The organism is Mesorhizobium sp. M0898 (genome assembly GCF_040319695.1).
Taxonomy (GTDB): Bacteria; Pseudomonadota; Alphaproteobacteria; order Rhizobiales; family Rhizobiaceae; genus Mesorhizobium.
In genome coordinates this window covers 1-22541 of sequence record NZ_JAMYOE010000063.1, presented here as the reverse complement: position 1 = coordinate 22541, position 22541 = coordinate 1, and the positions used below count along the sequence as shown (strand labels likewise).

Genomic DNA, 22541 nt, shown 5'->3' with positions numbered 1-22541 from the left:
AACGGTGATGCAGCCGCCGGTTTGGGGTGTTTGACCAGGATGGGTCAATCGCGAAGGAAAACGTTGGAAAGTTGTCGATCACTTCGGCTCTGACTCCGGACTTGTCGAATGCCTGATGTGACCCGACATCCTCGACGCGATGCCTGCAGGCCATCACCCGCAGCGCAGCAGACAACGAAAGTCTCCGCTGGTTTCTGCCGATCAGGCAGGCCGTGCTTTGTAAAAGCGGCACCAACCATCGGGGCTGATTTCACCCGCGACAATCTCGGATGCATTCGGCTTCAGGAAACGGGTACACCCGGCGCAGCGGCGACCTTTGTTTGGAACATCCTAATAAAGCACCACAGGTTTTGGGGTTGTTTCGGCGCCGCGCGCCGCAGGCTGACCTGTCATGCAGGAAGCAAGCCCACCTGCACCGGCAAATCGCCGCGCCGGCCGTCGACACCCTAAGAAATTTCCGGCGAGACAGCGCTTGGCCTGGCTCACGTTGTGCCGACCCGCAATTTATCTCACCACGATCTTCTTTAATGAACTTTCCTCCCAATCCAATCCAAAGAAGCGCCGAGTGCTGATCAGATCGATTTGACGTACTCGATCAGATCACTCTTTTCCTGATCGGTCAGATCGAGGCCGAGATGGCCGTCATAGTGCTCCTTCTGCGCAAGACGTCGATCGGTTCCACTCCTCCTGCCAGGGGTCGATCAAGTTAAAGACCCGACGTCTCCTCCCGGCTCGAGGTCTATTTCAATAAAACCGTGCGTCACCGTCCTGCTTCCTTGATCCCTTGCCTTCCCTTACAATCCCTTCCGGACACAGAGGAGTTCCGCCATGAGCGAAGACGCCGTCAACATGTCGATCCGCAAGTTCCTGAAGCAAGTCGGCGTCACCTCCCAGCGCAAGATCGAGGAGACGGTGCGCGAAGGGCAAATCGGCGGCAAGAAGCTGAAGGTCCGCATGACGCTGACGGCGGAAGGCACCGGCCTCAACCACGTGGTGGACGGCGAGATCGAACTTCCATAAGCCGGGCGAAGCGATCTAGCGAAACGGCCGACGCGGCCGAAAGCGGTCGAGACGGATCAGCGTCCGCTGCCAATCCAGCGTGGACAGGGCAGGCGGCGTCTTTGCCTGCCGATCCAGTGGTGGCAGGAGGTGGAGTGTCGCGGACCGGAGGGCGCGCCCCGTCATCTGGCGGGGAAGCGGAGCGGCCGTTCAGGCTTCTACTACTATTGTCGGCGCGCCGGGCCTGGCATGGCCGATGATGCGAGCCAAAGGATAGCCGTCCGCGACGATCCTCTGGACGAGCGCCGCTGCGCGGTCGGTCTCGCAAGCAACCAGCAACCCGCCCGAAGTCTGTGGATCCGTGAGAAGATGGCGTCGCCACTCGGGCATGCCGGGAGGTAAGCTTACCGCGTCGCCATAGCTCGCCCAGTTGCGCCGCGATGCGCCGGTAACGTGGCCGTCGACTGCGAGCGAGGCAGCTTCGGAAAAGAGCGGCACGTCGTGGCTGCAAATTATCAGCGTGCACCCGGAACCGCGTGCCATCTCGAGGGCATGTCCGAGCAAGCCAAATCCGGTCACGTCGGTGACGGCGTGGATGTTCGCGTCCTGCGCCAGCTCCGATCCGATCCGGTTGAGAAGGGTGGTGGAGGCGATCATTTCGCGATAGCCGCTCTCGGAAAGCGCCTGCTTCTTGATGGCGGCGGAATAGATGCCGACGCCGAGCCCCTTCGTCAGGATCAAGGCGTCACCCGGCTTGGCGTCAGAATTGCGTCGGATATCGCCGGGCCGGCATGTGCCGATGACTGCGAGGCCATAAATCGGCTCCGGCGAGTCGATCGAGTGGCCACCTGCAACCGGGATTCCGGCGTCGGCGCAGACAGCTTCGCCACCTTTCAGGATTTCGCGGACCATGAGCATCGGGATATTGTCGAGAGGCATCCCGAGGATCGCCAGCGCCATGATCGGCCGGCCACCCATCGCATAGATATCGGACAGGGCGTTGGTTGCGGCAATCCGGCCGAAATCGTAGGGGTCATCTACCATAGGCATGAAGAAGTCGGTGGTCGCGATGACGCAAGTCGCGCCGTCGAGTTGCCAGACTGCCGCATCGTCGCCGGTCTCCGTGCCGACGAGAAGCTGATGATAGGGACTGGCAGCCGCCGGATTAGCGAGAAGCTGCTGCAGCACTGACGGTGCCAGCTTACAGCCGCAACCGCCGCCATGGGCGAGGCTGGTCAGGCGCACAACGGGCGCATCGGTTATGTCGGGCGAGAGGGCGATTGCCATAGTCGTCGAGCCTCCTCTGCTGGCACGCTTTAGTAGGGATCAAGGTCAACCGGAATGGAAAATACGATCGCGCCAACGCACGGCGCGTTTGGAGCACGCTTGCTCTCAGCGGATTTCATTAAGTTGGGAAAGGCAAGGACCGTATCCGGCGTGCGAGGCATCGCCGTCATTGGGTATCGATCGAAAGGCGCCCCGACCCGCGGGAGCTGTTTCATCACCACGCTTTACTGTACGGTAATGCGTTCGTTTTCGTCAATCGCAGTCGCGGTCACGAAAAGATGACGAGAATATTCAACAATAATACACAATGCCGATTTGGGGCACAAACCTGTTGCAGAAAGGCGGTTCGGAGGGGCACTTTTGCTGCACCGTACGCACCTGGTTCTTTGGCATTGATTTTATTTGGTCCGAGACTAGTTACTCGGATTAAACCGTTGGTTCGAGTTGCCTTGTGGGGCACCGGCTTCGGGAGGAACCCATGAACATCGATCTTTCTCGACGCGCGTTCCTGCAAACAGCAGGCGCGGGTCTCGCCGGTACTACGCTTGGAGCCCTCGGCTTCGGCGATAGCGAGGCCGCACACGCGGCGGCTATACGGCCCTTCAAGCTCGCGAACACCACCGAAACACGCAACACCTGTCCATACTGCTCGGTGGCTTGCGGCATAATCTTGTATTCGAAGGGCGATCTCAGAAAGGGCGAGCCGGCCGAGATAACCCATATCGAGGGTGACACTGATCATCCGACCAATCGCGGCACCTTGTGCCCCAAAGGGTCGGCCCTGCTCGGATTTGTCAAGTCGCCGACCCGTCTGCAACATCCGATGATCCGCAAACCGGGCTCGGACAAGTTCGAGCCGATAAGCTGGGAAGACGCGCTCGGCCGCATCGCCCGCCTGATGAAGGACGATCGCGACAAGAACTTCGTCGCGACGAACAATGACGGCGTGACGGTCAACCGGTGGATCACCACCGGCTTCCTCGCCGCCTCGGCTTCGACCAATGAAACCGCGTTCGCGACCTACAAGGTGGTCCGCAGCGCGGGCATGCTGGTGTTCGACAACCAGGCACGTGTCTGACACGGCCCGACGGTGGCGAGTCTCGCCCCAACATTCGGCCGCGGCGCAATGACCAATTCCTGGACCGACATCAAGAACACGGATCTCGTCGTCATCATGGGCGGCAATGCCGCGGAAGCGCATCCTTGCGGCTTCAAATGGGTCACAGAGGCGAAGGCCAACCGCGGCGCCAAGCTCATCGTCATCGACCCGCGCTTTACGCGCTCGGCTTCGGTGTCGGATCTTTACGCGCCGATCCGCCAGGGAACGGACATCGCCTTCCTGCTCGGGCTGATCAACTACTGCATCCAGAACGATAAGGTGCAATGGGACTATCTGAAGGCCTTCACCAACGCGACATATGTCGTCAAGGAGGGCTTCACCTATCAGGACGGCCTCTTCTCCGGCTATAACGAGGCGAAGCGAGACTATGACAAGTCCAGTTGGGACTATGACATAGGCACGGACGGCTTTGCCGTTGTCGACGCGACATTGGCCAATCCCCGCTGCGTCTGGAATCTGCTCAAGAAGCATGTCGCGGTCTACACGCCGGAGATGGTCGAGCGCATCTGCGGCACACCGAAGGACCGGTTCCTGAAGGTGGCCGCGATGGTCGCCGAGACATCGGCTCAGACCAAGGCGATGACCTCGATGTACGCGCTCGGCTGGACCCAGCACTCGAAGGGCTCGCAGAACATCCGCGCCATGGCGATGCTGCAGCTTGTTCTCGGCAATATCGGTATACGCGGCGGCGGCATGAACGCGCTTCGCGGTCACTCCAACATCCAGGGGCTGACCGACCTCGGGCTGATGTCGAACCTGCTGCCCGGTTATCTGACGCTGCCGACTGAGAAGGAGGTCGATCTGGCAGCCTACATGTCGACCCGGGGCTTCAAGCCGCTCCGGCCGAACCAGATGAGCTACTGGCAGAACTACAGGAAGTTCTTCGTAAGCTTCCAGAAGTCAATGTGGGGCAACGCGGCAACGCCGGAGAACGGCTTCGCCTATGACTACCTGCCGAAGCTCGACCTGCCGGGCTACGATCTGCTGCGGGCTTTCGAGTTGATGCACCAGGGCAAGATGAACGGCTATTTCTGCCAGGGCTTCAACCCGCTACAGGCAGCTCCGAACAAGAAGAAGGTGATCGAGTCCCTCTCGAAGCTCAAATACCTCGTCATCATGGATCCGTTGGACACGGAGACGGGCCGGTTCTGGGAGAACCACGGGCCGTACAACGATGTCGATCCGTCGCAGATTCAGACGGAAGTCTACCAGCTTCCCTCCACCTGCTTCGCTGAGGACGACGGCTCGCTGGTCAATTCGGGGCGCTGGCTGCAGTGGCATTGGGCCGGCGGCACGCCCCCCGGCGAGGCCAAACGCGATACCTGGATCATGGCGCAGCTCTATCTGCGCCTGAAGGAGCTCTACACCAAGGAAGGTGGCGCCTTCGCGGATCCGATCGTCAAGCTCAACTGGCCTTATGCCGACCCCGGCGATCCGAAGGCCGAGGAGCTTGCCCAGGAGATCAATGGTAGGGCGCTCGCCAGGGTAACCGACACGGCCGACCCGACAAAGGTGCTGGCCGAGGCCGGAAAGCTCTTGCCGGGCTTCGCCGCGCTGCGCGACGACGGCTCCACCTCCTGCGGCTGCTGGATCTATTCCGGCTGCTTCAACGAAAACGGCAACAACATGGCCAGGCGGGACACCACCGATCCTGACGAAACCGGCGCCTATTCCAAATGGGCGTTCTCATGGCCCGCCAACCGCCGCATTCTCTACAACAGGGCGTCGGCTGACCTCACCGGAAAGCCTTGGGATCCAAGCCGCAAGGTGATTGAATGGGACGGCACGAAATGGTCGGGCTACGATGTCCCCGACATCTTGCCAACGGCAAAGCCTGATCAAGTAGGCCCGTTCATCATGAATCCGGAAGGCGTCTCGCGCCTCTTCACCCGGGGCATGATGCGCGACGGACCATTCCCTGCGCATTACGAGCCATTCGAGTCGCCCATCGCGAACCCGATAGCTCCCAAAGTTCGCGGCAACCCCGCAGCGCGGGTGTTCGAAGGCGATATGGCCCAGTTCGCGGAATCGGCTTCGCAGGAGTTCCCCTACGCGGCGACCTCCTACCGGCTGACCGAGCATTTCCACTTCTGGACCAAGCACGTCATCACCAATGCGGCGATGCAGCCGGAGTTTTTCGTGGAAATTTCGGAACAGCTTGCGGCCGAGAAGGGCATCACCAAAGGCGGCTGGGTGCGCGTCTGGTCGAAGCGCGGTTCCGTTGTGGCGAAGGCCATGGTGACCAAGCGGATCAGGCCGCTCACCTGCGATGGCAAGACCGTCCACATCGTCGGAATACCATTGCATTGGGGCTTCACGGGAGCGGCGAAGAAAGGCTTTGGCCCGAACATGCTCACCCCCTTTGTCGGCGACGCCAACATCGAGACGCCGGAATACAAGGCGTTCCTTGTCAATATCGAGCCCATCGCCGGGCCGGCAGCGTAGGAGGAGTAAGCGATGTTTCCTCCACTTCCAAATCCTTCGACGACGGATACCGCACCGCGATTTTCCGACAAGGACCTCATCCGCCGCTCTGCCTCGACCGTTCCCGCGCCCGAGCAGCAATTGACGGAAGTCGCCAAGCTCATCGATGTTTCGAAATGCATCGGCTGCAAGGCGTGCCAGACGGCCTGCATCGAGTGGAACGACACGCATCCGGAGATCGGCTTCAATACCGGCGTCTATGAGAATCCTGCCGATCTGACGCCGGACATGTTCACGCTGATGCGCTACAGCGAATGGGACAATCCCGAGACAAACGAACTCGAATGGCTGATCCGCAAGGATGGCTGTATGCATTGCGCTGACCCGGGCTGCCTCAAGGCTTGTCCGGCGCCAGGCGCCATAGTGCAGTATTCGAACGGCATCGTCGATTTCGTCCATGAGAACTGCATCGGCTGCGGCTATTGCATCAAGGGTTGCCCGTTCAACATTCCGCGCATCTCCAAAGTCGATCACACGGCCTACAAATGCACGCTCTGTTCCGACCGCGTGGCTGTCGGCCAGGGACCAGCCTGCGCCAAGGCCTGCCCGACCCAGGCGATCGTGTTCGGTACGAAAGACGAGATGAAACAGCACGCCGACGGCCGCATCAAGGACCTGAAATCGCGCGGCTATTCGAATGCCGGCCTCTACGATCCGCCCGGCGTCGGAGGGACGCATGTGATGTATGTGCTGCACCATGCCGACCAGCCGGAACTCTATTCTGGTCTGCCGAAGGAGCCGAAGATCAGTCCGCTCGTGGAGGCGTGGAAGGGCGTGACCAAATATGCCGGCCTCACCATTCTCGGCGTGGCGGCCGGCGTCGGCCTGCTTCACCATCTGGTGATGGGACCGAACAGGGTCTCCGAGACGGATGAGGAGCATGCCGAAGAGCTGACGGAAGGCGACAACGATGGCCGCATATGACGTGAAGCCGAACGAGCAGGTACATCCCGGCAAGCCAGTCATCGTGGACCGCTACACGGTGAGCGCGCGGATCAACCATTGGATCACGGCGGCCAGCCTGATCCTGCTCGCCTTGTCCGGCCTTGCCATGTTTCACCCGAGCCTGTTCTTCCTCTCGGGGCTGTTTGGCGGCGGTCAGTTCACGCGCTTCATTCACCCATGGATCGGCGTCTTGCTCTTCTTCAGCTTCCTTGGGCTTTTCCTTCGGTTCTGGAAGGCCAATTTGTGGAGGCCCGAGGACGGAACGTGGCTCGCCCGTTTCCGTGACGTATTGTCCAATCACGAGGACAACGTCCCCGACGTTGGCAAGTACAATGCCGGCCAGAAGCTCGTCTTCTGGTCAATGTCGATCCTCATCATCATCCTGATTTCGAGCGGCATCGTCATCTGGCAACAATATTTCGCCGCTTACACCACGATCGGGCAGCAGCGGGTGGCGCTGCTTGTCCATTCGATCGCTGCCGTGGCGATCATCGGCGTCTGGATTATCCATTTCTACTCGGCCATCTGGGTACGCGGCACCATACCCGCCATGACGCGCGGACGGGTGACCGGCGGCTGGGCTTGGCGGCATCATCGCAAATGGCTGCGTGAACTGATCGCAGGCAAACCGGACGGACGTTCGGGATCGAATCCTGCCGAATGAGCGAGTATTTGTTTTTACGCAATTCCGGACGGAAAACCGTTATACACTTTTCGTGGAATTGCTCTGGAGCAGTATCAAGCCGACCACGTGGCCCGTGAGGTTCGTGAGGTTGAAATGCCAAGGCAACAAGATCCGTCACGCCCTGACCCGACTGTAATCGGCGAGGTCTCGGCCCCACCCTTTGCGCGCCTGCCTGATCCGCGGACCTTGTTCATTCGCCGCTCCGAGCGATTGAATGTGTTGGTGGATGACCACCAGCTCGGCCCCTATCTCCGCTTCCTCTCTGCACTGACGGATGCGCAGCACCGCATCCAGGACGGCTTGCCGGATGTCAAATTGCCGACCGCGGAGGCGCGCGAGCGCGCACGAACCTTCGGTATGCCGCCGCTCGATCGCAGCCAATTCACTTCGGATGCTGCCCTTGGAATGACGCTCGGCCGCCTGTTCGAAGTGGCAGCCACGATCGAAAAACCCGAGGCGGCCGCAGCCGCCTTGGACGGGCTGGCGAATATCGATGCGTCCGGGGTCGAATCCATGGTGCGCAATGTGCTCACCGATGCGATCCCAATGAACGCGCTTGCCGAGCATGTCTATGTCGCGGCCGCGCTGCAGGTTCACTTCGCCCGCCTCGCGGCATGTCTCGACAGCTCGACGCTGGTTCCGGTTGCCGACGGCGCCTGTCCGGCCTGCGGTGGGCCGCCCGTATCCTCGATCATCGTCGGTTGGCACGGCGCACACGGGGCGCGGTTCTGCGCCTGCGCGCTGTGTGGAACATTGTGGAACCACGTCCGTGTCAAATGTACGCTGTGCGGCTCGACCAAGGGGATAGGCTATCAGGAAATCGAGGGAGGCCCTGGCACGGTCAAGGCCGAGACCTGCGATGCATGCGGCTGCTATGTAAAGATCCTGTACCAGCACAAGGATCCGGCTCTCGATCCGGTCGCCGACGACGTGGCGACGCTCGGCCTCGACCTGCTCGTCCGCGAGGGTGGCCATCGCCGCGGATCGTTCAATCCGTTCCTTGTTGGCTATTGATACGATGACCCCTTCATCCGCAAACCCTTTGCGCAATCTTCCGTCGGTCGACCAAGTGCTGAGGACCCCGCTGGCGGCGGCCGCAATAGAGCGCTTCGGACGGCAGGCCGCGACGGAGGCCATTCGCCGAGCCGTCGCCGATGCACGAATGGCCTCCCGCATTGCCGGAGCCGTCGTGCCGGAGGCAAACGATCTTGCCGGCGACGCGCTCGTGCAACTCAGGGACGGCGAACGCTCTTCCCTGCGCCCCGTTTTCAACCTGACCGGAACGGTGCTGCATACCAATCTCGGACGAGCCCTCCTCGCGAAAGAGGCGGTCGAGGCTGTTCGGCTGGCGATGCGCGAAGCGGTGGCTCTCGAATTCGATGTCGACAAAGGCGAGCGCGGCGAACGGGACGATCATCTTCGATCGCTCGTTTGCGAGCTGACCGGAGCCGAGGATGCAACCGTCGTCAACAACAACGCGGCTGCCGTCCTTCTCGTCCTCAACACGCTGGCGCTCGGTCGCGAAGCGATCGTTTCGCGAGGCGAGTTGATCGAGATCGGCGGCTCTTTCCGGATGCCCGAGATCATGACGCGCGCTGGCGCCAGGCTTGTCGAGGTCGGCACCACCAACCGCACGCATCGCAAAGACTATGTCGCGGCGATCGGCCCGGAGACCGGGCTCATCCTCAAGGTGCACACATCGAACTACCGGATCGAAGGATTCACGGCCGAGATCCGGGCACCCGAGCTCGCTTCAATCGCCAAGGCGCATGGGATACCGCTGATCCATGATCTCGGTTCGGGCACGCTGGTCGATCTAGCCCGCTACGGCCTTGGGCGCGAGCCGACCGTGCGCGAGGCGGTCGCCGACGGCGCCGATCTCGTCACATTCTCCGGCGACAAGCTGCTTGGCGGTCCGCAGGCGGGGTTCATCGTCGGCCGCAGGGACCTGCTCGCAGCGATCCGCCGCAACCCGATGAAGCGGGCGCTCAGGGTCGACAAGCTTCGTTTGGCAGCGCTCGAGGCGACGTTGAAGCTCTACCGCGACCCCGACCGCCTGGCCGAGCGCCTGCCGACGCTAAGGCTGCTCTCGCGCTCGGTGAGGGAGATTGCAGCGCAGGCAAAGCGCCTTGCTCCCCTGGTTGCTGACGCCGTGGGCGAAGCCTTTGCGGTCAACACGGTGGAGTGCCGGAGCCAAGTCGGATCCGGCGCGCTACCGCTCGAAACTATGCCAAGCGCCGGGCTTGCACTCAAGCCGCGCTCAGGGAGCGGCCGGTCGCTCGTAGCGCTTGCGGCTGCGCTGCGTGGGCTGGACGTCCCCGTGATCGGGCGCATCGAAAACCAGGCGCTCGTGCTCGATTTCCGCTGCCTGGAAGACGAGGCGAACTTCGTCGCCAATCTGGCCGGCTTAAATCCGGGAGGAACCGATGCGCTGGCTTGACCGCCTTGCGCGCCGCCCAGCCGAGACGCCTGTGGCCGCACGCATGACCGAGGCCCTCGAAGCCGCGCGGCGAGGTGACCACGCCGTGGCTCTCTCCATATGGGAGCCGCTGGCTCACCGGGGCGTTGCCCGCGCTCAGAACAATATCGGCGCCTGCTTCGCCGAAGGGCTCGGCGTCGAGCGTGATGCGGAAATGGCCTTTCGCTGGCTGGCGCTCGCCGCCGAGGCAGGGGATCCTGTCGGACAAAGGAACTTGGCGTCGCTCTATTTCCGCGGCGAAGGAGTCGAGCAGGACTTTCGCCGGGCGGCCGAGCTCTATCGGGCCGCAGCGGAAACTGGCGACGGACCGGCGCAGGATATGCTGAGCTGGATGCTGCTGGAGGGCGAAGTGATGGTTCCCGATGTCGGCGAGGCGCGACGTTGGGCGCTTGCCGCGGGCGATCAAGGCATCGCATCCGCGATGACCCGGATCGGCATGCTTTATCACAATGCGCTCGGCGTGCCGCGCGATCCGGACGAGGCTGTCCGCTGGTGGCGCCGTGCTGCCGTGCGAGGAGACGCCGAAGGGCAGGCAATGCTCGGTGCCGCCTGTCATCTTGGCACGGGCGTGCCGGCTGACGCGGTCGAGGCGCTGGTTTGGCTCCTGCGCGCCCAGGCAGGCGGCAGCGCCCTTGCCAGCCGCTATCTGGCTGCGGTGCGGGCCGAATTGAGCGCGGGCGATGCCGCCGAGGCCGAGCGTCGCGCCGCCGCGCCGTGGCCGGAGGCCGCATCATCATGATCGTTGGCACGGCGGGACATGTCGACCATGGCAAAACTGCTCTGGTGTATGCGCTGACCGGTATAGGCACCGATCGTTTGCAGGAGGAAAAGACACGCGGCATGACGATCGATCTCGGCTTCGCCTATTTCCCGGTGCCGGGCGGGGATAGCATCGGTTTCGTGGATGTTCCCGGGCACGAGCGTTTCGTACACACGATGCTCGCCGGCGCCAGCGGCATCGACTTCGTGTTGCTCGTGGTGGCCGCCGACGACGGCGTCATGCCGCAAACCCGGGAGCATCTCGCCATCGTCGATCTGCTCGGTGTCAAGCGCGGCGCCGTCCTGCTCACGAAATGCGACCTGGCCGATCCAGAGCGCCGCACTGCGGTGGCGAACGATATCCGCTCGGTGCTTGCCGGGACGATGCTTGCCGAGGCCCGCCTGATTCCCGTCTCGGTCGTTACAGGCGAAGGTATCGATGAACTCAGGTATCTCTTGTTCGAGGAGGCGTCTCATCTTGTCCGGCGTGCAGTTTCGGGCCGTTTTCGGTTAGCGGTGGATCGCTCGTTCACGCTGCGCGGCGTGGGCACCGTCGTGACGGGCACCGTGCTTTCGGGTTCTCTCGGTACTGGGGACAACGTGGTCGTAAGCCCGTCGGGATTGCTTGCGCGGGTCCGATCGATCCACGCCCAGAACCGGCCGGCTGAACGTGGTCGGGCGGGAGACCGCTGCGCGCTCAATCTGACCGGCGAAAGGGTTTTCAAGGAGGCGATCCGGCGCGGCGACGTAATTGTCGATCCGAAGCTTCACGCGCCGTCGGACCGGATCGATGCAAGCCTTCGCGTTCTGCCGGGTGAATGCAAGCCGATCGGCCAATGGTTTCCGGTGCGGCTCCACCATGCCGCGACGGAGGTGGGGGCACGCATTGTACTCCTCGGAGACGAACCGATCGGGCCTGGCGGCACGGCCAATGTTCAATTGGTGCTGGACAGTCCGATCGCGGCCGCTGCCGGCGACGTTTACGTGGTGCGCGACACCTCCGCGCAGCGAACCATCGGCGGCGGACATTTTCTCGATCTGCGGGCGCCCAGCCGCAAACGCCGCGCGCCGGAACGGCTGGTCCAACTCGATGCCCATGCGCTATTGGCGCCCGAACTGGCCGCCGCCGCCCTCCTTGATGCGCCGCCCCACTATTTCGACCTGAAGGCTTTCGCGCGCGACAGGGCGCTCAGTGACTGCGAGACGGAAGGCCTGATCGATCAACTCGGACTTGTCCGTTTTGCCGTCGGAGAAATGCTTCTCGTGCTGTCACCAGAGCGCTGGTTGCGATTCAAGCGCGACTTGGCCGCGACCCTGGAGACCTTCCATGCCGACAATCCGGATTTGCCGGGCGTAGGAATCGAGAGACTGCGTATTGGGCTTGATCCACGTCTGCCGGCCCCCTCGTTCATAGCAGTTCTGCGGAGCCTTTCGCACGCTGGAGAAGTTGCCTTGGACGGCGCCTGGGTGCGGCTGCCCGGTCATGAGGCGCACCTGACGGCAAAGGATGAAACTCTCTGGCTGCAGATCCAGCCCCTCATCGGCGGACCCGAACGATTCCATCCGCCGAGAGTGTGGGATATTGCCGAGGTGCTGGCCGCGCCGGAGACGGAAATCCGGCGGCTTCTGAAGCTTGCCGGCCGCATAGGGAAGGTCCACGAGGTCGCTCATGATCACTTCTTCCAGCGCCAGGCGTTGGCGCAGATCGTCGAGATCGCGCGCGACCTCGCTGCGTCGATGCCCACAGGCGAGTTCACCGCTGCTCAATTTCGCGATCGCGTGGGCAGCGGACGCAAGGTCGCCATCCATATCCTCGAATTTCTCGATCGGCACGGCGTGACGCTGCGGCGGGGAGACTTGCGCCGTCTGAACAGGCGCAGGCTGGACCTGTTCCGCCTGACAGGCGAGGGTGAGCCGCCGATGGCGCAAATTTCTGGAGGAGCGTCGTCCCCGGTGGGGCGTCCGGACTTCAAATCCGGGAGGGGCCGCGAGTCGGTCTCTGGTGGGTTCGACTCCCACTCTCTTCCGCCATCCTCGTGAGCCAAGATGAACCCGACGGCTTCCTTTCTGAATGACCTGAAGACGACGGCTGAGACCGCCAGGACAACCGAGGCAAGCTTCAGGCGGCAAGCGGCCAATCAGATCGCGGTTCTGGAACAGGAGCGCGCCTTCGCCTTCAGGCGGCTCAACCTCATGCAGGCGATCTCGGACGCCGTGGCCTCAGCCGAAAGTGAGGAGATCGCCGTGGCCAGCGCCTTGGCCGTCCTGCGCTTGCGGCTCGGCTGGAATGCGGACAGCGAGGCGCGCACGGAAGCGATCACGCATTTTGGCCCCGTTGCGCTTGCGTTGTTCCAGGCTGCGAAGCTGCCCGAGGACGAACCCGCCACCAATATCGGCGAGGCCCTTGCGATTTTTGAGCATTGGTACTCCGAATCCCGGGGATCGCCGTTCTGGTTGCTATTCGAGCACCAGATCGTTGACACGCCGCTGGTCGACTTTTGACCGACGGACTTTTCGGCATACCCGGATGTGAAAGCAGAGAGCGCAACGTCGCTTTATTACCGACGACTCGATGCGGTAACCGGCGCCGCAATCAGCAGGCGGCCCGCTGAGCGCGGCAGCATGGCCACTCGCACTTCCTCTCTGGTGTCGAAACCCGGCCGAATCCTGCTAACTGAGCCAATGGTGCGTGGCATTTGGGCATTGACAGGCGATGTACGCGCAAAGGCGAGCTGGCCGACCATGCACCAGGACATAGGTGGTTGAGTTTGTTCGGTAAGTGACAACAACGGACGTCCGACGTTCACTTTGTGAGGCATTCGCATCAGATTCGCGATAAACAGATAGCCAGCGCCGCCGACGCTATCCCTTGACCGCCGAGCCGACGATCGAATCCACGAAGAAGCGCTGCAGGAAGACGAAGAGCACCAGTGGCGGGAGCACGGCAAGCGTCGCGCCAGCCATCACCAGTCCCGTGTTTAGAGCGCCTCTGTTGTAGCTGAGCAGGCGACTAAGGCTGATGACGATCGGATATTCGTGTGCATTGCCCTGTAGAACGGTCAGCGGCCAGAGATAGCTATTCCAGTGATAGACGAAGGCAAACAGCGCCAGCGCCGCGATTGCCGGCGCCACGCTCGGCGCGACGATCTTGAACAGGATCAGGAGTTCCGACGCCCCATCCATCCGTGCTGCGTCGATCAGATCGTCGGGCACGCCGGCTATGAACTGGCGCATCAGGAAAATGCCGAACGCATTGGCGAGATTGGGCACGATGATGCCGGCAAGGCTGGCGTTCAGGCCGATTGATCCGACGAGACGGTAAAGCGGGATCAGCGTGACGATCGGCGGCAGGAACATGGTGGCGATCAGCACCGAAAACAGCAGTGAGCGGCCGGGAAAGTGATGCTTGGCGAAAGCGTAGCCAGCCATCATGCTGGTGACCAGAATGCCGGCGGTGGTGATCGAGGCGATCACCAGCGAATTCCACATCGAGCGGCCGACATTGATGACGCCGGACACGTTCTCGTACGCTTCGAGGGTCGGCGTGCGCGGTATCCACACCGGCGGCACCTGCATGGTTTCGGCCGGCGTTTTCAGGCTGGAGAGCACCATCCACAACAGCGGGAAGGCGGAGGCCACGGCAACCAGCAGCATCAGCGTGGCAAGCAGCGCTCTGCGGACCGCCAGGCGTTTGCGGGCCAACCGGCTCGATGCTGAGCGGCCCGGCGCGCTCATTCGTCATCCTTCCGGTTGGCGAATGCAAACAGCGCACACACAATGATGACCAGCGCCAGCATCAGCATCACTGCCATGGCCGAGCCCAGCCCGCCTTGTGCCCGCTCGATGCCGACTCGGCGGATATGGTAGGTCAGCACGTTGGTCGAGCCGACCGGCCCGCCTTGGGTGATCAGCGCCACCGGCTCGAACACCTGCACGGCGTTGATGATGGCAATGACGGCGCTGAACAAGAGCGTGCGGCTCAACAGCGGCAAGGTGATGAAGCGGAACTGTTCGCGCCGGTTGGCGCCGTCAAGCGTCGCCGCCTCGTAAAGACTGCCCGGGATCTGGGTCAGCCCGGCAACGGCCAGCACCGTAAAATAGCCGATCTGCTGCCAGACATTGAGGACGACGATCGAGATCAACGCCGATCTTGGCGAGGACAACCAGAGTTGCGGGCCGATGCCGGCGAGACCGAGCACCTGATTGAGCGGCCCCTCGCTCGGCGAATAGAGCTTCGACCAGACCAGCGTCACGGCGATCATCGGCACCATGTAGGTGGAAAACAACACGGTCCGCAGCGCCGTACCGCCTGCGACATCGCGCTGGTGGACCATCAAGCCGAACACTACCGAAAGGGGCAGGATGAGGATCACCGAACATGCCGTGTAGATGGCGGTGTTGAGCAGCGCGCGCTTGAAATCCCGCCCGACCGAGGTCGGCCCGAATATTTCGCGAAAATTGTCGAAGCCGATGAAGCTCGCATTGGAAAAAGGCGTCTGCGTCGACCAGTCCTGGAATGACAGCCAGATGGTGAGCAGCATTGGCAGCAGGATGAAAACGCCGATCAGTGTCACGGCCGGCGCCAGCATGATGCCCGCCGAGGCACGATAGGTCTTGATCATCGCTCTGCTTCCAAAGCGTCGGGCTCTCGAAACAGCGCCTTCGCTATTTGGCGGCACGCTCCAGGATCGAGACGGCATCGGCCTGCGCGTTCGCCTGCGCATCCTTGGCCGAGAGCTGCCCATACTGCAACGCCTCGAGCGTCTGCTGCAGCGATTCGCTGAACTCCTGGCCGCCCGGGACGACAGGGAAGGGCTTGGCGTCGGCAAGCACACTGACATAGCCGGACAGGAACTCGGAACCGAGCTTGTCCTTATGGGCTTCGATGTCGGAGGTCCGAGTCGGCAGGATGCCCATCGACATCAGAATATCCGACATTGCCGATGCGCCGTTCTTGCCGGACTTCGGACTGTTTAGCCACACCAGGAAATCCCATGCCGCTTTTTGTTCGGCCTGACCGGCATTGGCGCTGACGACGGTCATCCATGAATAGGAGATCGAGTGCGGCTTGTCCCCGCTCGGACCGACCGGGATGGGTGCGGTGGCGATATTGGAGAACTTGTCGCCCATGCCGCTCTTCAATGCGCTTTCCCACCAGTTGGCCATGATGATCATGCCGGTCTTGCCGGAGACGAAATTGTCGAGGAAGGGGCCGGTTGTGTTGGCGTCGGCCGGGGCCATCGCCGGATCGCTGGCGCCGGAGTTGATCAGGTCCTCGTAAAGCTGGAAAGTCTCACCGGCTTGAGGACTGTCGAGCATCGGTTTGCCGTCCTTGACCAGCTCGCCGCCATTGGAGACCAGCAGCGAGGCGAAGGGATGGACGACACCCGCCGCCCAGGAATTGATCAGGCCGAAGCCTTGCTGGCCGGCATCTTTCCTGGTCAGCTTCTGGGCCGCATCCTTCAATTCGGACCAGGTCTTCGGCGCGGCTGTAATGCCTGCCCGTTTGAACAGCTCCTTGTTGTAGTTCAGCGCGTAGACGTCGATCTCGTTTGGAATGCCGTAAAGCGTGGCGCCAACAGAGGCCGCACTGACGACACCGGCCGGCCACGCACTCTTGACCTCGCCGGCAACTGCATCGGGGGCCGGCGCGACCAGCTTGTCTCGCGCCAGTTCGGGCAGCCACAAATCATAGATGCCGCCGATCGTCGGCCCGTCCGAGCTGCCGCCCTGGGAACGCAGTGTCGTGAGGAGATCGCCGAAGGGGACGGCGCGCACGGTGACGGTCACATCCGGATTGCTCTTGGCGTAGTCCTTGGCCGCGGCGTCCAGCAAAGCGACCGTTTCGGGCGACCAGTGGGTCAGATAGGAGATGTTGACCGATTGCGCCCAACCAATGGTGGGCGAGGCCAACAACCCTGCAGCAAGTGCCAGTTTCGAAATCCAAGCCAAAGACATCCGACCCTCCGCATAGCCACACAGCGATGTCCATGACGTTATGACAACCCGAAGCAACGATACAAGCGCTATCTTCGTGGAGAGCTCCTGCCGGCGTTGCGGCGTTTTCTTACTCCGGTTTTGTGAAGGGAGATCACAAATCATAAACAGTAGTTTAAGTGCGATGGCTCGAGCTGTTTCTCACTGCTGGCTATCCCCAAAACCTCTTGCGATCGAATTCATGTCGTTATAATGACACTGAACCGCTGCAAAGGATGCCGATGTCGAATGGGAGACGGAGCATGGTTCATCGACACGCTGCGCTCAGCCCGATCGGCTTTCGCGCCGCGTGCACCGGAGTCTGTACCGCACTGCCGACCAGAGTCGACGGCGCCGTGGCGTCGTGGAGCTGGCGCTTCGAGGACCGGGCGGCAGCCAGTCGGAGTCGCTCTCGATGACACGCGTTCTGGCCATCGATCTTGGCGGCACCAACTTGCGCGCCGCTATCCATACCGGCGATGTTCGCTGGCTGGAGATGCTCAGCCGCGAGCCCGCACCAGCAAGTCTTGATGCCTTCGTCGCCCGAATCGGTGCCTTGCGCGCCGAGGCCGGTCCGGTCGAGGCACTTGGCTTAGCGGTGCCGGGGCTTGTCGAGGGCTCGGTCTGCCGCTGGATTCCGAACCTGCCCTATCTCGACGGCATCGACATCGCGGCCTTGTTTCCTCGTCTGCGCGTTGCCGTTGGCAATGACGCGCAGGTCGCCATGCTGGCCGAAGCGGTCGAAGGTGCCGCAAAAGGCCTGTCCGATGCCATCCTGCTGACGATCGGCACCGGTATCGGCTCCGCCGTTCTGGTCAATAACCACATCGTCGCCGGCGTACGTGGCGGCGCCTGCTCATTCGGCTGGGCCTGCGCCGACATCGAGGATGAAGGCGAGGACCGCAGCGGGTGGCTGGAGCGCTTCGCTTCCGGGCGGGCATTCGACGCCGCGGCGCGCCAGATCGGGCTCGCCAATGGCGGCAGGCTGGTCGAGGCGGCCCGGGGTGGCAAGACGGCCGCCCTTGACGCATTGGAGCTGCCGGCGCGCCGGCTGGGCACTGCCTTGGCGGGTGCGGTCGCGCTGCTTGACACCCAGGCGGTCCTGATTTCCGGCGGGCTTGCCGATGCGCTGGACGTGGTAGGGCCGCCGCTGCTTGCGGCATTGCGGCGTCAGCTGCCGCCGCATCTGCGCGATGTCGTGCTGCGGTCCGGCGAATTCGGCTCCCGCGCCGGTCTCGTCGGCGCCTCGCTGGCCGGTCTCGCCGGAGCACAGTGGAGGCAGATTAGATGAGCCAAGTGAGCTTTCAGCAACCGGACCGCCGAAGACCCGAGCCGCTCTGGTATCAGGTGGAAGAGGCCATCCGCGCCATCGTCAAGAGTGGCGATTGGGCGACCGGCGACCAGATTCCGGCCGAAGACAGACTGTGCGCCCTGTTCGGGGTGAGCCGCATCACGCTGCGCCACGCGCTGCGCAATCTGGAAGAGCACGGGCTGCTCAGGCGCGAACATGGCCGTGGCACCTTCGTGCGCTCCACCACGCTGGTCGCCGGCACCCGCGAACTCACCAGCTTCACCCAGGAAATGGGCAATATGGGCGTGGTCGCCGGCTCGCGCTTGCTCGACTGCAGCCTGACCACCGCCAATGCCGCCGCGGCCGGAGCGCTGGAGATCGAAGAGGGCGACCCGCTGGTGCGCATCCGGCGGCTCAGGCTTGGCAACAACGAACCGATCGGTATCCAGACTGCGCAACTCTCGGCCGCGCGCGTGCCCGGCTTTCTCGATGCCGGCCTGTTGCAGGGCTCGCTCTACGAAGCGTTGGAACGCCATTACGGCATCGTGCCGGTCGCGGCGCGCGAAAACTACCGTGTTGGCGCGGTCGGGACGGCGGATGCCGAGTTGCTCGATCTGCCTGCGGGGAGCCCCGCTTTCGTGGTCGAGCGCATCACCACCGACGAGCGTGGCCCCTTCGAATTCACCGTCTCGGTGATGCGCGGCGACCGCTACGAAATCCGCTCGACGCTGCGTGCCGGTCGCGCCGCGCCAACCGCAAAAAGCTGAGCCATTACCGAAGCCGACCCATAACAGGAGTACCGACGTGTCCGATCTCTACATACCTCGCCTTGCCGCCCTCATCGAACAGGCCTCGGAAGCCAATGCCGAAGCCTTTGGCGAAGCGGCCAGCCGCTTTGCCGACACGCTCGAGAGCGGCGGGTTGGTTCATCTTTACGGCTCGGGCCACTCGGTGTTGCCGGTCCAGGAAGTGTTTCCGCGCTACGGCAGCTATGTCGGCTTCAATCCGCTGACCGACCCGCGTGTCATGTGGCATAACGTGCTCGGCGCCGGCGGCGTGCGCGAACTTCTGTGGCTGGAGCGGACCGAGAAATACGCCGAGAAATTCCTCGATCACCAGCCGCTGAACAAAGGCGATTCGATCATCATCTTTGGCCACAGCGGCCGCAATTCGTCCGGCATCGACACCGCGCTCTATGCGAAAAAACGCGGCATCTTCGTCGTTGCGATAACCAGCAAGAACAATCTCGACAAGCCGGCGACGCACTCTTCCGGCAAACGGCTTGCCGATGCCGCCGACCTTGTCATCGACACCTGCTCGCCGATCGAGGATGCCATCGTGCCGGTCGAGGGCTGGAGCCGGCCGGTCTCCGGTTCGTCGACCGTGCTTGCCATGATCCTGGCGCATGAGCTGATCGCCCGCACCGCCGAGGCGCTTTCGAAACGCGGCATCGAACTGCCGGTTTTTGCCTCGCCGACAATTGCCGGCGTCACACTGCACGACACCGACGTCATCTATGGCGTCTATCGCGAGAAAATGCTCGAGGCACAAAGGAAGCATCTGCCGACGTTCCAGGCGACCATGCGCGGCGACTGACAACCGGGGAGGGCACGCCAAACACTAGGACGTAGTGTTCTAGGCAAGCCGCTTGAATGGTTTGGCCGAGGACGTTTTCGACAAATCCGCCAGCAGCCGACCTTCAGGTCGTCGCGTATCCTTCGACCGGCCGCGGCCGGAACCGAGACGGCAACTTGCAGGGATGGAGCGGTCGATAGCGCTTTCGCGGACTCGCGCCGGTGCCGCTACGTCCGCCACCTGGTGGCGTGCGGGGGTTTCACCAACGCCGAAATATGCCTAGTCCGGCAAGCCCGCCAGACGCCAGCCATCGACAAAGGGCTGGGCAGCACTCATGCTCCTAAATGGCAAGTTCGCTACTAGTTCGCCGATCGTCCAACCTGGATTGCCCGCAAGAAATAGGCGGGCTTCCTCCTGTGCCTCAGGCAAGCGGCCGCCAAGGGCAAGCGCGGCAATCAGGTGCTCCCTCGAACCTGTCCCGTAGGTTTCTTCCCGGCTCAAGGACACGACCGCTTCTTCGTACTGACCGGTGGAAATCTGCGCCATTCCCACGATCCAGAAATACCAACCGGGTGGACGAGGATTTAAACGCAGCGCCTCCGCGCAAGCTATCAGCGCCGCTTGCGGCTTGCCCAAGTAGATTTGAAGCTCACCAATCCATGCAACCGCATCTGCATTGTTGGGATTTATCCGAATGGCAGCATCGAATTGAGATTTTGCTTCATCCCAATTGCGCTCAAAAAGCTGAACGCAGCCCAGGATCCTGCGAACGTTGGAATCGCCGGGATCGATTTCCACGGCCCGTTGTGCGTGCATCAGAGCCTTTGCGCGGTCGGGTACCTGCGGTTCTCTCCAAATAATCCAGCCAAACAGCAGTGAGATGGCAAGATTGCTGTGCGCTTCACAGTAGTTTGGATCGAGTGCAACGGCACGTTCCAAAGCTGAACGCGCCTCGCTGTTGTCTGATCTGGAAATGTTCCATTTGCCTCGCGACCTAACACAGAGATCATAGGCTTCGAGATTTGACGGTCGAAAACGGCTAACAATGTTCCTTTCACTGAGCTTGCCAGAAATCGCTTCAACAACGCGTCGCGTGACCTCGTCCTGAACGTCGAAGATGTCGGCGATTTCGCGATCGAAGCGCTCAGCCCAGACATGATTGCCGCCTTCCGCCGCGTTGATCAGCTGCACATTTACACGCAAACGCTTGACGGACCGCCTCGCGCTGCCCTCAAGTATGTACTTGACCCCTAGATCGCGAGCGATCTGACGGACATCACTGGGCTTGCCCTTGTAGGCGAAGGTGGAGTTACGGGCGATTACGAAGAAGCCCGGTACATTGGAGAGATCGGTGATGATGTCCTCTGTCAGGCCGTCGGTAAAGAACTCCTGTTCGGCGTCGCCGCTCATGTTGATGAAGGGCAGCACGGCGATGGACGGCTTGTCGAGAAGGGCGAGCGGAGCCGGAGTGGCGCCGATTAAGACAGTTGGCTCGCGACGGGCAGGCGTACCGACCTCCAGCGCATAAACATGCATCGGCTCAGCAATGTTCTTAAGGACTCTCTCGCCGAGATCACAAATCGCGAGGTCGTGCCGGCTCCGCACCTGACGGTAGGCATCTTCAGACAGGCAGATGGTTCCTGGCTTCGCCATGCCCTCCAGACGAGCAGCGATATTGACGCCATCGCCCATCAGGTCGCCATCCGCTTCCTCGACAACATCGCCGATATGAATACCGATGCGCAGTTCAATTCGACGCTCTGCCGGCAATCCGGAATTGCGCTCGAGCATCCCTACCTGCAGCTCCATAGCGCAGCGGACCGCGTCAACGCCGCTCCGAAACTCGGACAGCACGCCATCGCCGGTGCTCTTCACGACCCGACCCCGATGAACTGCGATGGTCGGGTCGACGAGGTCGCTTCGCAGCGTGCGGATGCGAGCGAGCGTACGATCCTCGTCACTCGCCGTCAGACGGCTGAAGCCGACGATGTCCGCCACCAGGATTGCCGCGAGCTTGCGTACTTCGGTCATTGCATGCCCATACCCGAACCTATCACAGCTGCGGACGGATGCCGCGCAGTTTGTGGCCAGCGAGATACCCTCCAATCAGTTCCGCATACGGACGAAGAAGCACAGCTTTGGGTAGTGAACGGAGTGACCGCTCAACGCGTCACCCTGGACGTCGAGGCGACCCGCGCGATCCGGCAGGCTGAGGTGGGAGCCGCGCGCACCAGGATTGACAGGACCGCGGACCGCTTCGGCCTGAAGCCGGAGTATTTGGCCGCCGACAGCGCCTATGGATCGGCGGCGAACCTCAGGCGCGCGACGAGTTCCTCCTCGCCGCTACCACTGTTCACCCTGAGCCGAGAAGGTCGCAATCGGCTGGAGAACCGACCCGCAGTTTTGGACAGCTCGATCAGCCGACGTCAGCCGTCTGGTTTGAGCGGTTCGTGCTCAATGACCTGGACTATGTCGGTAAGCTCGATTTCCGGTAATGCTCGCGCATCCCACGCAGCATCATGTCATCCGGCCACTAGGCCGATTTTGTGAGACAGGCAGCTCCGATGCTAGCTGAATATCCGCGCATTTTAAGACGTTAATGACAGCGGATTTTGCTCGCGTCATCATCGCAGAGATACCGCATCGGACCGGGAACGATGCGGACCTCGCGAAACCGGATGGTCGACGTCTTTCATCGCTCATAATCAGCGGGAATAGTCGGCTTACGACACCGAGCGTCTGCATGGCTCTCGCGCCGCGATGCAAGGCCCGGAAAGCCCTACGCCAGATCAGTTTGTGAAAAGTCATTGCCCTTATAAAGCAGGGCAAGCCGATGAGCCTTCGCGCAGGCGTAGGCAAAACAATCGCCGAAATTGAGATCGGCTTTGTGCCCGACTGCTTTGCCGTATTTCATGCTGGCTTCGATCGCCCGGTCGCCGAT

Annotated in this window: 17 protein-coding genes, 1 tRNA gene and 2 pseudogenes; 14 read left to right on the top strand and 6 right to left on the bottom strand. The window is 62.1% G+C overall.

All coding sequences use genetic code 11. From position 1 onward, the window contains the following. The first annotated feature begins 828 nt into the window (after window positions 1-828). Entirely contained in the window at window positions 829-1020 is a 192-nt protein-coding gene (locus tag NKH90_RS31795; RefSeq protein ID WP_352823144.1) for a DUF6494 family protein, read from the top strand. Between the two features lie 189 nt (window positions 1021-1209). Here NKH90_RS31795 and selD read toward each other — a convergent pair whose 3' ends face one another. After that, on the bottom strand, window positions 1210-2286 hold the full coding sequence (gene selD, locus NKH90_RS31790; RefSeq protein WP_352823142.1) for a selenide, water dikinase SelD: 1077 nt from the start codon (window positions 2284-2286) through the stop codon (window positions 1210-1212). Window positions 2287-2764: 478 nt separating this feature from the next. On the opposite strand from selD, the gene fdnG reads away from it, so the two are divergent. From fdnG to NKH90_RS31745, 9 genes and pseudogenes are all read left to right on the top strand, one after another. After that, window positions 2765-5851, top strand: coding sequence for a formate dehydrogenase-N subunit alpha (gene fdnG / locus NKH90_RS31785; RefSeq protein WP_352823140.1), 3087 nt, complete (start codon window positions 2765-2767; stop codon window positions 5849-5851). 12 nt (window positions 5852-5863) lie between these two features. Continuing rightward, window positions 5864-6814, top strand: a complete 951-nt coding sequence (gene fdxH / locus NKH90_RS31780; protein ID WP_352823138.1) for a formate dehydrogenase subunit beta — start codon at window positions 5864-5866, stop codon at window positions 6812-6814. Continuing rightward, window positions 6801-7499, top strand: a complete 699-nt coding sequence (locus tag NKH90_RS31775) for a formate dehydrogenase subunit gamma (RefSeq protein WP_352451684.1) — start codon at window positions 6801-6803, stop codon at window positions 7497-7499. Before fdxH ends, NKH90_RS31775 begins: the two co-directional genes overlap by 14 nt. A gap of 114 nt (window positions 7500-7613) precedes the next feature. Continuing rightward, window positions 7614-8534, top strand: coding sequence for a formate dehydrogenase accessory protein FdhE (fdhE, locus tag NKH90_RS31770; protein ID WP_352823136.1), 921 nt, complete (start codon window positions 7614-7616; stop codon window positions 8532-8534). A 4-nt stretch (window positions 8535-8538) separates the two neighbouring features. Further along, entirely contained in the window at window positions 8539-9960 is a 1422-nt protein-coding gene (gene selA / locus NKH90_RS31765; protein ID WP_352823134.1) for an L-seryl-tRNA(Sec) selenium transferase, read from the top strand. Continuing rightward, the gene (locus tag NKH90_RS31760; protein ID WP_352823132.1) at window positions 9947-10738 is read left to right on the top strand and encodes a tetratricopeptide repeat protein; all 792 of its coding nucleotides are present in this window, start codon (window positions 9947-9949) and stop codon (window positions 10736-10738) included. The genes selA and NKH90_RS31760 overlap by 14 nt, the downstream gene beginning before the upstream one ends. Further along, window positions 10735-12570, top strand: a pseudogene (gene selB, locus NKH90_RS31755) (selenocysteine-specific translation elongation factor); the annotation flags it as partial. The gene NKH90_RS31760 and the pseudogene selB, both read left to right, overlap by 4 nt. A 123-nt stretch (window positions 12571-12693) precedes the next feature. Beyond that, a tRNA-Sec gene (locus tag NKH90_RS31750) sits at window positions 12694-12789 on the top strand. Window positions 12790-12951: 162 nt separating this feature from the next. After that, window positions 12952-13260 carry a hypothetical protein gene (locus NKH90_RS31745; protein ID WP_352823130.1) on the top strand — a complete coding sequence of 103 codons (309 nt, stop codon included), beginning with the start codon at window positions 12952-12954 and terminating at the stop codon, window positions 13258-13260. Window positions 13261-13620: 360 nt separating this feature from the next. Here the strand turns inward: NKH90_RS31745 and NKH90_RS31740 are convergent, their stop codons facing one another. Genes NKH90_RS31740 through NKH90_RS31730 form a run of 3 tightly spaced genes read right to left on the bottom strand, consistent with a single transcriptional unit; the run spans window position 13621 to window position 16716 of the window. Beyond that, on the bottom strand, window positions 13621-14493 hold the full coding sequence (locus NKH90_RS31740; RefSeq protein ID WP_352823127.1) for a carbohydrate ABC transporter permease: 873 nt from the start codon (window positions 14491-14493) through the stop codon (window positions 13621-13623). Next, window positions 14490-15380: a carbohydrate ABC transporter permease gene (locus tag NKH90_RS31735; RefSeq protein WP_352823125.1), complete on the bottom strand. Its 891-nt coding sequence runs from the start codon at window positions 15378-15380 to the stop codon at window positions 14490-14492. Before NKH90_RS31735 ends, NKH90_RS31740 begins: the two co-directional genes overlap by 4 nt. A 43-nt stretch (window positions 15381-15423) precedes the next feature. Continuing rightward, entirely contained in the window at window positions 15424-16716 is a 1293-nt protein-coding gene (locus NKH90_RS31730) for an ABC transporter substrate-binding protein (RefSeq protein ID WP_352823123.1), read from the bottom strand. 433 nt (window positions 16717-17149) lie between these two features. On the opposite strand from NKH90_RS31730, the gene NKH90_RS31725 reads away from it, so the two are divergent. From NKH90_RS31725 to NKH90_RS31715, 3 genes are read left to right on the top strand one after another with little or no spacing between them, the layout of a single operon-like run. Further along, entirely contained in the window at window positions 17150-18025 is an 876-nt protein-coding gene (locus NKH90_RS31725) for an ROK family protein (RefSeq protein ID WP_352823120.1), read from the top strand. Continuing rightward, window positions 18022-18792 (top strand): GntR family transcriptional regulator, encoded by a 771-nt coding sequence (locus NKH90_RS31720; protein WP_352823117.1) that lies wholly within the window; start codon window positions 18022-18024, stop codon window positions 18790-18792. Before NKH90_RS31725 ends, NKH90_RS31720 begins: the two co-directional genes overlap by 4 nt. A gap of 37 nt (window positions 18793-18829) precedes the next feature. Next, on the top strand, window positions 18830-19621 hold the full coding sequence (locus NKH90_RS31715) for a sugar isomerase domain-containing protein (RefSeq protein ID WP_352823115.1): 792 nt from the start codon (window positions 18830-18832) through the stop codon (window positions 19619-19621). Window positions 19622-19879: 258 nt separating this feature from the next. Here NKH90_RS31715 and NKH90_RS31710 read toward each other — a convergent pair whose 3' ends face one another. Further along, on the bottom strand, window positions 19880-21631 hold the full coding sequence (locus NKH90_RS31710) for an adenylate/guanylate cyclase domain-containing protein (RefSeq protein ID WP_352823112.1): 1752 nt from the start codon (window positions 21629-21631) through the stop codon (window positions 19880-19882). Between the two features lie 138 nt (window positions 21632-21769). Here NKH90_RS31710 and NKH90_RS31705 point away from each other — a divergent pair. Then, window positions 21770-21916, top strand: a pseudogene (locus tag NKH90_RS31705) (IS5/IS1182 family transposase); the annotation flags it as partial. Between the two features lie 463 nt (window positions 21917-22379). Here NKH90_RS31705 and NKH90_RS31700 read toward each other — a convergent pair. Next, the coding region (locus tag NKH90_RS31700) for a PIN domain-containing protein (RefSeq protein ID WP_352823146.1) at window positions 22380-22541 on the bottom strand (162 nt) is incomplete at its 5' end.